Annotated in this window: 14 protein-coding genes; 10 read left to right on the top strand and 4 right to left on the bottom strand. The window is 60.0% G+C overall.

Annotation, left to right across the window (positions count from 1 at the left end; genetic code table 11):
- Window positions 1-113: 113 nt before the first annotated feature.
- The 4 genes from AB7531_RS13745 to AB7531_RS13760 all read right to left on the bottom strand — a co-directional run bounded on the left by AB7531_RS13745 (window position 114) and on the right by AB7531_RS13760 (window position 3627).
- The gene (locus tag AB7531_RS13745) at window positions 114-371 is read right to left on the bottom strand and encodes a hypothetical protein (RefSeq protein WP_038958625.1); all 258 of its coding nucleotides are present in this window, start codon (window positions 369-371) and stop codon (window positions 114-116) included.
- A gap of 1713 nt (window positions 372-2084) precedes the next feature.
- Window positions 2085-2231: a hypothetical protein gene (locus AB7531_RS13750; RefSeq protein ID WP_224580826.1), complete on the bottom strand. Its 147-nt coding sequence runs from the start codon at window positions 2229-2231 to the stop codon at window positions 2085-2087.
- 179 nt (window positions 2232-2410) lie between these two features.
- Window positions 2411-2692: a hypothetical protein gene (locus AB7531_RS13755; RefSeq protein ID WP_063982122.1), complete on the bottom strand. Its 282-nt coding sequence runs from the start codon at window positions 2690-2692 to the stop codon at window positions 2411-2413.
- Between the two features lie 764 nt (window positions 2693-3456).
- Window positions 3457-3627 (bottom strand): hypothetical protein, encoded by a 171-nt coding sequence (locus AB7531_RS13760; protein ID WP_157789197.1) that lies wholly within the window; start codon window positions 3625-3627, stop codon window positions 3457-3459.
- A 432-nt stretch (window positions 3628-4059) separates the two neighbouring features.
- On the opposite strand from AB7531_RS13760, the gene trbB reads away from it, so the two are divergent.
- The 10 genes from trbB to AB7531_RS13810 all read left to right on the top strand — a co-directional run bounded on the left by trbB (window position 4060) and on the right by AB7531_RS13810 (window position 13224).
- Window positions 4060-4974: a P-type conjugative transfer ATPase TrbB gene (gene trbB / locus AB7531_RS13765; protein WP_038957464.1), complete on the top strand. Its 915-nt coding sequence runs from the start codon at window positions 4060-4062 to the stop codon at window positions 4972-4974.
- A gap of 61 nt (window positions 4975-5035) precedes the next feature.
- Window positions 5036-5299, top strand: a complete 264-nt coding sequence (locus AB7531_RS13770) for a TrbC/VirB2 family protein (RefSeq protein ID WP_232674470.1) — start codon at window positions 5036-5038, stop codon at window positions 5297-5299.
- Window positions 5299-5562: a VirB3 family type IV secretion system protein gene (locus AB7531_RS13775; protein WP_038957466.1), complete on the top strand. Its 264-nt coding sequence runs from the start codon at window positions 5299-5301 to the stop codon at window positions 5560-5562. The genes AB7531_RS13770 and AB7531_RS13775 overlap by 1 nt, the downstream gene beginning before the upstream one ends.
- A 10-nt stretch (window positions 5563-5572) precedes the next feature.
- Window positions 5573-8014, top strand: coding sequence for a conjugal transfer protein TrbE (trbE, locus tag AB7531_RS13780; protein ID WP_247302166.1), 2442 nt, complete (start codon window positions 5573-5575; stop codon window positions 8012-8014).
- Window positions 8011-8745, top strand: a complete 735-nt coding sequence (gene trbJ / locus AB7531_RS13785; protein WP_063982123.1) for a P-type conjugative transfer protein TrbJ — start codon at window positions 8011-8013, stop codon at window positions 8743-8745. The genes trbE and trbJ overlap by 4 nt, the downstream gene beginning before the upstream one ends.
- Complete coding sequence (trbK-alt, locus tag AB7531_RS13790) at window positions 8742-9098, top strand: putative entry exclusion protein TrbK-alt (protein ID WP_084795046.1); 357 nt, start codon at window positions 8742-8744, stop codon at window positions 9096-9098. Before trbJ ends, trbK-alt begins: the two co-directional genes overlap by 4 nt.
- Entirely contained in the window at window positions 9095-10324 is a 1230-nt protein-coding gene (trbL, locus tag AB7531_RS13795; protein ID WP_247302167.1) for a P-type conjugative transfer protein TrbL, read from the top strand. The genes trbK-alt and trbL overlap by 4 nt, the downstream gene beginning before the upstream one ends.
- A gap of 91 nt (window positions 10325-10415) precedes the next feature.
- Complete coding sequence (trbF, locus tag AB7531_RS13800) at window positions 10416-11099, top strand: conjugal transfer protein TrbF (protein ID WP_063982125.1); 684 nt, start codon at window positions 10416-10418, stop codon at window positions 11097-11099.
- Window positions 11096-12112, top strand: coding sequence for a P-type conjugative transfer protein TrbG (gene trbG, locus AB7531_RS13805; RefSeq protein ID WP_063982126.1), 1017 nt, complete (start codon window positions 11096-11098; stop codon window positions 12110-12112). Before trbF ends, trbG begins: the two co-directional genes overlap by 4 nt.
- Window positions 12109-13224, top strand: coding sequence for a TrbI/VirB10 family protein (locus AB7531_RS13810; protein WP_441279971.1), 1116 nt, complete (start codon window positions 12109-12111; stop codon window positions 13222-13224). Before trbG ends, AB7531_RS13810 begins: the two co-directional genes overlap by 4 nt.
- Window positions 13225-13396 lie beyond the last annotated feature (172 nt).

Here is a 13396-nt window from a genome sequence, read left to right on the forward strand (position 1 = left end):
GGTATCGCGACCCTTGAGGGTAAAGAAGGCCTTCGAAAGGCGAAGCGGCAACCCTTGGGGAAATCTACGGGGAGCTACGGGGCTGCAGCACTGTTGGCGGTATCCTCTATTCGTCATCCGCGCTGGTGGTTCTTGACGTGCGGCGCGGTCCGCTCTCCAGTCATTTCCTCCACGTAGTCGTCAATGGTGGCTAAATGCTTCTCGCGGTTGCCGAAGCGGCGGGCTTGCGTGCCGAAGATGAGGTAGCGGCGAAGCCGATCGAGCTCAGCGAGGTCTGCCTTCACGCGTTCGACTTCTGCTTCCTCATCGATCTTGCGCATCCGTCCTTTGTGGTGGGCCTTCGCGGCCGCGCGGTTCTCTGCCTTGGTCATGACGCCATCGAAACGCGGCGCCAGTGAGAGTCAAATTGTCGTTTATAGTGGCTCGAAACCTGCGCGATCTGCTGTGCGTCGTGGGTGTGGGAAAAGGTCGTCCGGGCTGCCGACCCGGCTGTGACAAGGAGCGCCCCCACGACCGAGATCGGGACCTTGCGGCAAATCTTGGAACTATATGCACGCTACTCGCACAAGTGTTATTGCCACGGTTTTGCACTACAGAAGGATCAGCATGTACCAATGGGCGTGCGTGGTCGAATGAAGCGAGACCTGGAAGAGCTCTGGAGGCTAGAGCAGATCTGCCTAGCTGAGGCTGCGCCTGCCACGATGCATATCGAGCGGATCGGACTACTGAAGGTCGCCGAGGATTGTAGGCGCTCGGCGGACGAGATCGAGGCACGGGCCGCCCTTCAGAGTCGAGCTCGCAGTTTTTTTGGGGGTATCTTGGGGGTATCGTGGATACGCAGACACCAATTGGCCCGGTCACGTGGGCGTGCGGTCTGATCGGCTTGGCGCTGTTCGTCGCGCTCTATCTTCCTTGGTAAGCCGATCGCGAGTCCATCACAAAGGCCCGCCGGTTCACGCTGGCGGGTTTTTGTCGCTGACGCTTAACGCAGCCGAAGGCCCGTCAGTTTATCGGACAGGCGATTCCTTTGCTGACAGGCGGTGCTTTATAGACTTAACCTGGTAATACCGGGCGCTATTGGCGTGCTGGCCTGTTTGTTCTTCCTCGCCATAGCTGGCGGGCCTAGCACTCCCGGCGCTCTAATCCGCAATTGGATCGGCAGCCGGGAGCATCGAGGCTGGAAATGACCTGCCGTGCATGTCTGCCCTCCAAGTGACCCCGGTTGCGAACAGGAGCATCTTCTACCGAGCAAGCGTGGATGGAGGGGCACCATGATCGACTTAACCCGCGTCTTTGATGCCGCCATGATTGCGCTGGGAGCATTTAACGTCGTGCTGGTGGCGATGCTCATACTCGCTTTCTAAGCCGCCTCAGATGGCCGAGCCATCGGGGCGCACTCTGACAGAGGTGTCCGGATGGCAAGCAACATGATTCGTCGCAATTCGCTGCGTCGATCGTGCGGAACGTCGCGGCAAGGGTCGCAGGAGCCGGACCAGACGGAGCCTGCGGCCCTTAGTTGAAGCACTGTGGGGATTGGGCCACAAGCAGCAGAAATGAGAATTTGGCTGGGAACATACCGGCTGCGGCCGACTTTCGTTCTGCGGCGACGATCTCGGTCCCACGAGGCAAGAGCCTGTCCGGAGGCCTCAGCATCATCACGCCCCCCGGCCCGATGGGGCCGCCACGGGGCCGTCTTATACGAGGCGCCGAATGGATGAGACTTGGAGAGTTGTGTTCGCGCTTAGCGCGACGGCTATTGTCGCCGCCGGCTCCTTCTTTGCCATCCGGTTTATCATCGGATTGAACCTCTGACCTCGACCTGACAAGCGGCGCCGGAAGCGCTTCGCAGGCTATCAATTCCTTGGGCCCCGGGAGCACGCTCGAGTTACTGCGCGTCGTGGTGCGGACGAAGCGAGCCCGCCGTTTCACTCATCTTTGCTAATTGGCGGTGCTGCGGCTCTTGGTCTTGGACGACCGCTCACAGCCGGCCTGGCCGGCGCGGCCGACTTCTTCGACGCATCATCGCCGCGGGCAGTTCCCCACGGATCGACCGACTTCTGGTCCGGAACATTGTTGAGAGAGAGTTAATAGGTGCCCTCAGCCCGATCGTCGTCCGCCTTCTCCGACGCCGTCTTCTCCTTAGGCTGTTCGCCATACTGTTGAACATGGTCCTGCGCCAGCGCGGGGGCGGCGATCAGGGCAAGCAAGACGGCGACGGCGATTTTGCGCATCGAAAAAGCCCGGTTCTGCGCCGAACATAACATCGCCGATTGCGATAGCAATGCAGCACGAGCGTGAGTTGGGTAAGACGATGATCGGACGATGCGCGCACCAGATCCACTACTGGTGTCGTGGGTGTGGAAAAGAGGAAATCAGAATGATGGAGGGGCCGATGTTCACGCCGGCTGGCCTAATGGCCATCGACGCGATAGCCTTGAGCGGCGAGCATTTCCTTGAGCCACGCCACCTTCTCGCTGGCATTCCTCGAGCCAGCTAGCGCCTTCCGTACATCCTCAACGAGCCCTTCCAGGCGCTTCAAGTGCGCCTGTGCCGCGTTTCGTTCGATCTCATCGAGAGCAGCCATAACGCGAGTATGGCCGATATTTCGCCCAGCGTTAAAGCGCGCCGGAGTCTGATCTGCTCCATGGGGTGGCATCAGCACGACGTTGACGAGCTCGCGCTTGGAGCGCATCTGCCTGGAGCTGCGCCGGACCAGCCGGATCCTTGAGGAGCGGGCAGGGCTGGAGTTCATGGCCAACCGCTACCGAGCCGAGGTCAGTTGCCTTCAAAGCCGCTTCCCATCTCCTTCCCATTGCGGAATTCTGGGAAGAATGGCGATATAAAGCGCTGTATTACTTGGGGCACGAGTAGTGTTTTAAGTTCTATGCATTCTTCGCGACAGTGGAACACCGTGCATGCGGCACGCAGCAATCTATTCGGTCGGGATGGCGGGCGTAGTGGCGCTCACGCTACTCGTCGTTTTCGGCCTGTTCGACGATGTGATAGAAAAGAGATTGTACAGGAGTTTCGTCAGGGCTTATCAGGACTCGCCAATCGGCCTAACTGAAAAACGTGCATTGCGGCTCGGATTTTACATTTCGTAGCGTCCCCGCGACCGACAACGACCGACGCGCGTCAGTGCCATCAAACGAGCGCGGGAACAAATTCCGTCACGGCTGTTCATTTGCATTGGCTTCGCGATCAGTCTGGGTTGTATCGCCTTTGCGACGCGGCCGGGATTTCAGTTTACGACAATGCTTGAACTGTTCAGGCAGGAGTGCCACGGCGATGAAGAATGTGCGCAAAAGCTTGAGGCGCAACGTAGGGTCAACATAGCCGACACGATAGACAAGATGGGTGAAGCAGCCATCGCCAAGCAGGGCGCCTTAAAGCGTCCCTAGCTAATTGATTTGGGTGCGGCCCCCAAGGCACGGGGGCCGATTTGCCAGCGATTTTTCAACCACACTTGTGGTTCTGGGCGTGCAGCCAGGTCCAATCGCCGGTCATCTCTTCGACGTAGTCGTCGATGGCCTTCATCAGCTTCTCGCGATGCGCGCGGTTGTCCTTTCTACCGAAGATGAGGTAGTGGCGAAGCCGGCCAAGCTCGGCTAGGTCGCCTCGGCCCACGCTTCTTCCGCGCGCTGACGCATGCGCTCTTGGTGCCAGGCCCGGCGGCCGCTCGGTTCTCTGCCTTCGTCATGATGGCATCGAACCGTAGCTTCTGGCGACTATGCGATATAAAGCTGCGATGGCTCGGCCCAGCGAGTACGCTAAGCGATTGTCGTGGCCGGTCTCAAGGTTTGCTAAGGGTCAGATTCGGACCTGAACGTCTAGGGTAGGCGCGTCCGCCTTGCTCACGCGAACAGACGTCCAGTTCTCCCGCGGGTCTTTCTTTTCCTACGCCAACCTACGACGACCAAGGAGCGCTTGTTGCGCTAATTCGATTGGTGGCTCTTTTAATCACCCCATCTGAGGGCGCTCTTTAGAGGTCCTCGCTCGGTGGGGGCGGCGGTGGGAGTCCATTCTTATCATTCGGAAGCGACTTCGCGGGGTGCGCGAATGCTTCGTAGCGCGCTGGGCGCCGCCGTCGCTCGCTACTTGGAAGATGACGCGATCATCGAGGTGATGCTCAATCCCGATGGGCGGTTGTGGGTCGACCGGCTGTCGAGCGGGCTTGCTGATACCGGGGAAACACTATCGGCGGCAGACGGCGAACGTATTGTTCGCTTGGTAGCGCACCATGTTGGCTCAGAGGTGCACGCTGGATCGCCACGTGTTTCGGCTGAACTTCCGAGCACGGGCGAGCGGTTCGAAGGTCTCTTGCCTCCGATCGTTGCGGCTCCGGCGTTCGCCATTCGCAAGAAGGCGGTCGCGGTCTTCACGCTCGACGACTACGTCGTCGCGGGCGTCATGACCTCCGCGCAAGCCAAGACACTCAGGATCGCAGTCGCGTCTCGGAAAAACATACTCGTTGCCGGTGGCACGTCGACCGGAAAGACAACATTGACGAACGCGCTCTTGGCCGAAGTGGCAAAGACTTCCGATCGCGTTGTGCTGATCGAAGACACCCGAGAACTTCAGTGTCGAGCTCCCAATCTCGTAGCCCTTCGGACCAAGGATGGCGTAGCCACGCTTTCTGATCTCGTTCGTTCCTCACTCCGACTGCGGCCTGACCGCATCCCAATCGGCGAGGTCCGCGGTGCCGAAGCACTCGACCTGCTCAAGGCTTGGGGCACTGGTCATCCCGGCGGCATCGGTACGATCCATTCTGGTACCGCGATTGGAGCGTTACGGCGGCTCGAGCAACTCATTCAGGAAGCCGTCATCGCGGTTCCGCGCGCTCTCATAGCCGAAACAATCAATGTGGTCGCTGTGCTCGCAGGACGCGGTGCTGATCGCCGCCTCGTGGAGCTAGCCCTCGTCACGGGACTTGGGGCCGCTGGCGACTACAGCGTTTCATCAGCAGGAGACTGACATGCGTCTACCACTTCGTTCTCTTCAAGTCGTATCCTTTGCCGCCTCTAGTGCGATTCTCATGACAACGGCACCGGCATGGGCAGCCGGCTCGAATATGCCGTGGGAGCAGCCGCTCAATCAGATCCTGCAATCGGTGGAGGGACCGGTCGCCAAGATCATTGCGGTGATCGTTATCATCGTAACCGGATTGACCCTTGCGTTTGGCGATTCTTCCGGCGGGTTCCGTAGACTAATCCAGATCGTGTTTGGTCTGTCGATCGCTTTCGCGGCCTCGAGCTTCTTCCTGTCGTTCTTCTCCTTCGGCGGCGGCGTGGTGATCTGATGGATGAACCGGTCGTGGGTTTTGTCGCGCCCCTTCACCGTGCATTGACTGAGCCGATCCTAATGGGCGGCGCGCCACGGTCGGTCGCGATTATCAACGGCACGCTGGCCGCAGCCCTTGGCTTGGGACTGCGGCTTTGGATCGCGGGTCTCGTCCTCTGGTTCATCGGTCACATGGCCGCTGTCTGGGCGGCCAAGCGCGACCCTGCCTTTGTTGATGTCGTGCGCCGCCATCTGCGTATCCCCAGTCATCTCAACGTCTGAGCCGTCGGTCATGATGCATCTCGCCGAATACCGCCATTCCAACGTCCGGCTTGCCGACTTCTTGCCGTGGGCCGCTCTGGTCGACGAAGGAATCATCCTGAACAAGGACGGTTCGTTCCAACGGACGGCGAAATTTCGAGGACCCGACCTCGATAGCGCCGTGCCGTCCGAACTTGTTGCCATCGCCGGCCGTGTGAACAACGCTTTGCGGCGCCTCGGCTCAGGCTGGGCCGTGTTTTTTGAGGCGCAGCGTCATTCTGCGGGCACTTATCCCTACGACATGTTTCCGGATGTGGCATCGGCGTTGGTCGATGCCGAACGTAAAGCACAGTTCGAAGAAGCCGGTGCGCACTACGAGTCCAGCTACTTCTTGACGTTTTTGTACCTGCCTCCGGAGGAGGGAGCCGCCAAGGCGGAACGTCTGCTCTACGAGGGCCGCGATCGTGCCCTTGGAACCGACGCGCGCGAGGTCGTACACGGATTCATTGACCAAACCAATCGCGTGCTGCAGCTCGTCGAAGGGTTCATGCCCGAGTGCGGCTGGCTCGACGATCAGGACACGCTGACTTTCCTGCACTCGACGGTCTCGACCAAGCGTCATCGCGTTCGCGTGCCAGAAATTCCAATGTACATCGACGCCCTGTTGGCTGATCAGCCGCTGACTTGCGGGCTGGGGCCGATGCTGGGATCAGCCAACGTCCGGATCCTCACGATTGTTGGCTTTCCTGGCGCAACCACGCCCGGAATTTTGGACGAACTCAATCGCCTGGCGTTCTCGTATCGGTGGTCGACCCGGGCGATCATGCTCGACAAGACCGATGCCACCAAGCTGCTGACAAAAATTCGACGCCAGTGGTTCGCCAAGAGAAAATCGATAGGCGCCATTCTCAAGGAGGTGATGACCAACGAGGCGTCGGCGCTGCTTGATACCGATGCCCATAACAAGGCGATGGACGCCGACGCCGCGCTGCAGGAACTGGGGTCAGATCAGATCGGACAAGCTTTCGTCACGGCAACTATCACGGTCTGGGATCGTGCCCCTGAGAGAGCCGACGAGAAGTTGCGGCTGGTCGAGAAAATCATCCAGGGGCGGGATTTCACCTGCATGGTCGAGACGGTGAATGCCGTCGAGGCCTGGCTCGGCAGCCTACCGGGACATGCCTATGCCAACGTGAGGCGGCCGCCGGTCTCGACCCTCAACCTTGCGCATTTGATTCCGATGTCGGCGGTATGGGCGGGCGAGGCGAGAGATCTGCATTTCAGGGGTCCGCCGTTGCTGTACGGTCGGACCGAAGGATCGACTCCGTTCCGATTTTCCCTCCACGTCGGCGATGTCGGCCATACTCTCGTAGTGGGACCGACAGGCGCGGGCAAGTCTGTGCTGCTGGCCCTGATGGCGTTGCAGTTCCGCCGCTATCCGAACTCCCAGATCTTTGCGTTCGATTTCGGTGGTTCAATCCGGGCGGCAGCGCTCGCGATAGGTGGCGATTGGCATGATCTGGGTGGTGCGCTGTCCAACGAGAGCGAAAACTCAGTCGCCCTACAACCTCTCGCCTGGATCGATGATCGTTCGGAGCGAGGATGGGCCACCGAATGGATCAGTGCGATCCTGGCCCGGGAAAAGATCGAGATCACGCCGGAGGTCAAGGATCACCTGTGGTCGGCACTGAGCTCCCTCGCGTCAGCACCGGCGCAAGAACGCACCCTGACGGGCTTGTCAGTCCTTCTGCAATCTTCCCCCCTCAAACGAGCTTTACAACCTTATTGCTTGGGTGGTCCGTCCGGCCGCTTGCTCGACGCCGAATTCGAGCGCCTTGGCGAGGCCTCGGTCCAAGCGTTTGAGACCGAGGGGTTGATCGGAACGAGCGCGGCTCCGGCCGTGCTGTCTTACCTTTTTCATCGCATCGGGGACCGTCTTGACGGCCGGCCGACCCTTCTCATTATCGACGAAGGCTGGCTTGCCCTCGACGACGAGGGGTTCGCCGGCAAGCTTCGCGAGTGGCTGAAGACGCTTCGAAAGAAGAATGCGTCCGTCATCTTCGCCACCCAATCCCTTTCCGATATCGATGGCTCCGCAATCGCGCCGGCGATCATTGAAAGCTGTCCAACGCGCTTGTTACTCCCCAATGAACGGGCAATCGAGCCGCAGATATCAGCAATCTACCGGCGCTTCGGCCTCAATGACCGGCAGATCGAACTTTTAAGCCGGGCCACGCCGAAGCGCGACTATTACTGCCAGTCTCGCCGCGGCAACCGGATGTTCGAATTGGGCCTTGGTGAAGTGGCGCTCGCCTTCGCGGCGGCCTCTTCCAAGACTGACCAAGCCGCCATGGAGCGAGTGCTCGCGGAACATGGACGGGATGGCTTCGTGCCCGCCTGGCTCCAGCACCGTGGTCTCGCCTGGGCCATCGACCTGATCCCCGAACTCGGCAATTTGGAGAGACCGCTATGAGAAGACTTAGCTCATTGCTCGCCGCCAGCATGATTACCCTCACGCTCGGTATCACGGCGCCGGTGCGGGCGCAGTGGATTGTCTTCGATCCTGACAACTACCTTCAGAACGTCCTAACCGCGGCGCGTGAGATCGAGCAGATCAACAATCAGATCACCTCGTTGCAGAACGAGGCGCAGATGCTGACCAATCAGGCCAGGAATCTGGCCAACCTACCGTACTCGTCGTTGCAACAGCTGCAGTCATCGATCCAGCGGACCCAGCAGCTGCTGGCCCAAGCCCAACGCATTGCATACGACGTACAACAGATTGATCAGGCCTTCTCGACAAGCTATAGGCCGGCATCCAGCAACCAGTCCAGCCAGGCGTTGTTCACCAACGCTGAATCGCGCTGGCAAAATTCTGTGGCTGGCCTGCAGGACGCACTCCGGGTGCAGGCAGGTGTAGTCGGCAACCTCGACACCAACCGCGTCCAGACCGCTGCGCTTGTAACGTCAAGCCAGGGGGCCAGCGGCGCGCTGCAGGCAACTCAGGCCGGCAATCAGATTCTCGCGCTCCAGGCACAGCAACTTGCTGACCTCACCGCCACTGTGGCAGCCCAGGGCAGGGCGCAGAGCCTCGAAGGGGCGCAGCGCGCCGCAGCTCAAGACCAGGGACGTGAACAACTCCGACGGTTCCTGACGCCGGGTCAGGGCTACCAACCCCAGGAAGTGCGGATGTTCCACCAATGAGTGACGCAAGACCCTCTGGAGCCGTCTTGGTTGCAGCAGTTGGAGTGCTGCTCGCCGCAGCCTGCGCGATCCAGCTTCGTGGTGGCGAAGGCCCTTCCTCGCCGGCAACGGCTGAAGAGACGACCAGCTTGGATGGTTCTGACGTTGCTAGCTGCCGCAGCGTCACGACGAACGACACGATGGGTTACCAACATTGCCTGCGCATTTGGGCGGAGAACCGGCGCCGCTTCTTCGGTGACAAAAATGGTCCCTTAGATTTCGACCCTGGCAGCTCAGGGGCCGCACCAAATGACCAGAGCCGCCTATCCCAAGGTTATCCCTCAGTTACAATTCCAGACGCGAGCAGGCGATGACTGGCACTGGTGTTATCGATCAATTTCTGGAGACGTTCACACGCTATATCGATAGCGGCTTCGGCATATTGGGGGGCGACGTCGGATATCTCGCAACAACGCTTGCTGCGATTGACGTCACTCTTGCTGCCCTGTTCTGGAGCTGGGGGCCAGACGAGGATATTATTGCCCGCCTGGTGAAGAAGACACTATTCGTCGGCGTCTTCGCCTACCTGATTGGCAATTGGAACAACCTCGCACGCATTGTTTTTGAAAGCTTTGCTGGGCTTGGACTGAAAGCATCCGGGACCGGCCTATTGGCATCAGATTTCCTACGACCGGGTCGCATTGCTCAGGTCGGCCTGGACGCCGGCCGGCCGCTGCTCGACTCGATCTCGAACCTGATGGGCTACATCAGCTTCTTCGAGAATTTCGTCCAGATCGTCGTTCTGCTGTTTGCATGGGCCGTGGTTCTCCTCGCCTTTTTCATTCTGGCGATCCAGCTTTTCGTCACTCTGATTGAGTTCAAGCTGACGACACTTGCCGGCTTCGTGCTCATTCCTTTTGGCCTCTTCGGCAAAACCGCCTTCGCAGCAGAGCGGGTCCTGGGCAACGTGATGTCTTCCGGAATCAAAGTACTAGTCCTGGCCGTCATCGTCGGTATCGGCTCGACCTTGTTCTCGCAGTTCACGTCCGGATTCAGTGGCGGACAGCCGACGATCGAAGAGGCGATGACTCTTGTTCTCGCGGCGCTCACCTTGTTGGGGCTTGGTATCTTCGGGCCAGGAATCGCAAACGGCTTGGTCTCAGGCGGACCGCAGCTTGGCGCCGGCGCGGCGATTGGGACGGGTCTTGCTGTTGGCGGTGCTGTTGCCGCGGGCGCTGGCCTTGCCGCTGGCGGTGTAGGCCTCGCCGGTGGTGCGATCGCAGGTGCTGCGCGCGGAGGAAGCGCCGCTCTAAGCGGGGTCTCCGCTGCTTATCGAAGCGGCAACGCTGCAGGCGCCGCCGAGACCGGTGTGTCAGCCGTGACAAATCCGTTGCGCCGGATGGCGAGCACATTCGCCAGCGATGGGCAAGCAGGCGAGCGGGCCGCAGCTAGTTCAGCGGATCGGCAACCAGATTTCGCACGGCGCGCGAAGCAGGCCCAGACAATTCGGCATGGCGCATCCGCGGCCGGGCATGCCCTTCGCTCCAGCGATCCCGGCGGAGCCGGCACTTCAGTCGATCTCTCCGAAGGAGAGCACTGATGCGGCGTCGATCCACCAACTACTGGCACTGACAACTCAGCCAACTTCTTACAACGCTAAGACGAAACTCTTGATCTCAGGAGGAAATTTCATGTTCAAACGACCGTCCGTTCACTACGGGCGCATGCCCGAACCCGTCACGCCTTATCAAAAAGCTGCTCAGGTCTGGGATCAGCGCATTGGATCTGCGCGCGTCCAGGCCAAGAACTGGCGGTTGATGGCCTTTGGCTGCCTCACGCTAGCAAGTGGTCTTGCGGGTGGTCTCGTTTGGCAATCGAGTCAAGGATCGATCACGCCCTGGGTGGTCGAGGTCGATCGGCTCGGTCAGGCGCAAAGGGTTGCCCCGGCCAACATTGACTATCAACCCACCGACGCTCAGATCGCCTACCATTTGGCGCGTTTTGTTGAAGATGTCCGAGGCCTACCCGCCGACGGCATCGTGCTCCGCCAGAATTGGTTGCGCGCCTATGATTTTACGACCGATCGGGGCGCGGCCGCGCTCAATGACTTCGCGCGCAACAACGATCCGTTCGTTAAGTTGGGCAAGGCGCAAATCTCGGTTGATGTCTCCAGCGTCATCCGTGCCTCACCGGACAGCTTTCGAGTCGCTTGGGTCCAACGCACCTACGACTACGGCTCGTTGAGTTCGACCGAGCGCTGGACCGCGATTCTCACCGTTGTGATTGAGACGCCGCGCAACGCCGAACGGCTGCGCAAGAATCCGCTCGGCGTGTATGTACGCGCCATCAATTGGTCGAAGGAGCTGGGTCAGTGACCAAGACGACGTCAAACATTTCCTCGAAGCCTAACAACCCAACCACCGCTAGCGCCTTGATCTCGAAGCGCGCGATCGTGTCGGCCCTGCTGGTTTGCTCGTCGGCCCTTGGAGGTTGCGCGACCTATATTCCGCCGAAAATCAACTATGACGCTGAGCTGCCGGCGTTGCCAGCGCCTCCAGCACCGGTCGACAACAGACCGCACCCGCTTCACGTCCCGCCTGCCTGGAAGCCAGCTCTCGGCGGGAAGTCAGGAGGGAAGGAGGAGGCTGAACCGGTGAGCCGTGTTGAAACAGCAAACAATGCGGCGCGAGTCGAGCCGCGCAAGCGGGGATATTTCAACGCGGCTCAGATCTACGCTTACAGCCCGGGAGCGCTTTATCAGGTGTACGCCTCTCCCGGACAAATCACGGATATTGCGCTCGAAGAAGGGGAGCAACTGACAGGATCGGGGCCTATCGCGGCAGGAGACACGGTGCGATGGGTTGTAGGCGATACCGAAAGTGGAAGCGGCGACACCCGTCGTGTCCACATCCTCGCGAAGCCGACGCGGGCGGCAATCGAGACCAACCTTGTCATTAATACCGACCGGCGCACGTATTTGATCGAGCTTCGCTCCCGCGAGCGGCCCTACATGCCCTCCGTCGCCTGGTATTATCCAGAAACAGCGCGCGAAAAATCGCGCGAGGCTTCCCTCACACCGGTTCTTCCAGATCCAGCGCAGCGCGTGCTTCGCTACGCAATCGAGGGGGACAGTCCACCCTGGCGGCCGCTCTGTGCGTATGACGACGGCCGCAAGGTCTATGTCGAATTCCCGCAAGGGATTGTCCAAGGCGAGATGCCGCCGCTGTTCGTCATTGGCCCTGACGGAAAGACCGAGCTGGTCAACTACCGCGCATACGGCAATTTACTGATTGTGGATCGGCTGTTTGCAGCGGCAGAACTGCGGCTCGGGGGCGAACACCAGCAGAAGGTCCGAATTGTCAGGACTGACGGGAGGTCGTCGTCATGAATTCGCAGATTGAAGGCGATCAGGATCGATCGATTTCGAGGCAAACACAGGACGACCCGTCGAGAAGCTTCCGCCTAAGAGCGGAACATCCGCGCGTAACACGGCTATCGCGCAAGGTTCTCGCAGGAGGAATTGCGGTCGCGCTGGTAGTCATTGGCGGCGCTGTATTGTGGTCGTTGCAAAACAATCGTTCCCGAAATCAGCCGGCGGATGAGCTCTACGCCACTGAGCATCACGATATTGCCGATGGCATTGCGACGCTGCCGAAGGACTACATGGGGTTGACGCGTCAAGGTATTCCCCAGCTTGGTCCACCTCTTCCTGGAGACCTTGGGCGTCCTATTCTGGCCGCCCAAGGTCAGTCGCCGACGATTGGGGCTACGGCTCTCGATGCGGAACAGCAGCGCCGGGATCAAGAAACCGAAGCGGCCCGCGTAAGCCATTTGTTCGCTTCGGCCAATGCAAGAGATGCGCGCCCGCCTGCTGCCGCGGCCCAGGGTGGCGACCGGAATGCTTCATCAATTTCGGCCACCAATGGCGACGAGGGAGTTTCGCAGGGTGGTCAGGACAGGAAGCTCGCATTCGTCAATGCATTCGTTGATCGCCGTACAGTAAGCCCCGATCGCGTCACCAAGCCGGCATCACCCTATGTCGTGCAGGCGGGAACTGTCATTCCAGGTGCCTTGATCACAGGGATACGGTCGGACCTTCCGGGCCAGATCACCGCACAGGTGACCGAAAATGTGTTCGATTCGCCCACCGGGCGCTTTCTGCTTATCCCGCAGGGAGCGCGCCTGATTGGCGTTTATGACAGCCAGGTTGCCTTCGGTCAGTCGCGCGTGTTGCTGGTCTGGACCCGGCTGATCATGCCGAATGGCCGTTCGATGGTGTTGGAGCGTGAACAGGGGGCTGATACCGCGGGCTATTCGGGGCTTGAAGACGAGGTCAATAATCACTGGGGCGAATTGTTCAAAGCCGCGGCTCTTTCGACCCTACTAGTGGCTCTGCACAGTGATTTTGACAGGTTGGGTCCGGCGGTCAGATTAGCTCCGGCAGGAGTTTCGGATCAACGAGGACCTCGATGCTGCGAGGCGTCCTTGGCTGCCGTCTGATGAGGCGGGCGCGTTCCAGTGTCAGGACCATCTGGTGAACCGTAGGCGGGCTGACGCGGAAATATTCCTGCATGTCGGTTTCGGCCGGGGGCCTGCGATGCAGCCGGGTATAGAGGTGGATAAAAGCCAGATACTGCCCCTGCGTGGGCGTGAAGGGTTTTGTCGAAGGACT

This window comes from Bradyrhizobium sp. 63_E2_N1_3 (genome assembly GCF_052076005.1).
Classification (GTDB): Bacteria; Pseudomonadota; Alphaproteobacteria; order Rhizobiales; family Xanthobacteraceae; genus Bradyrhizobium; species Bradyrhizobium barranii.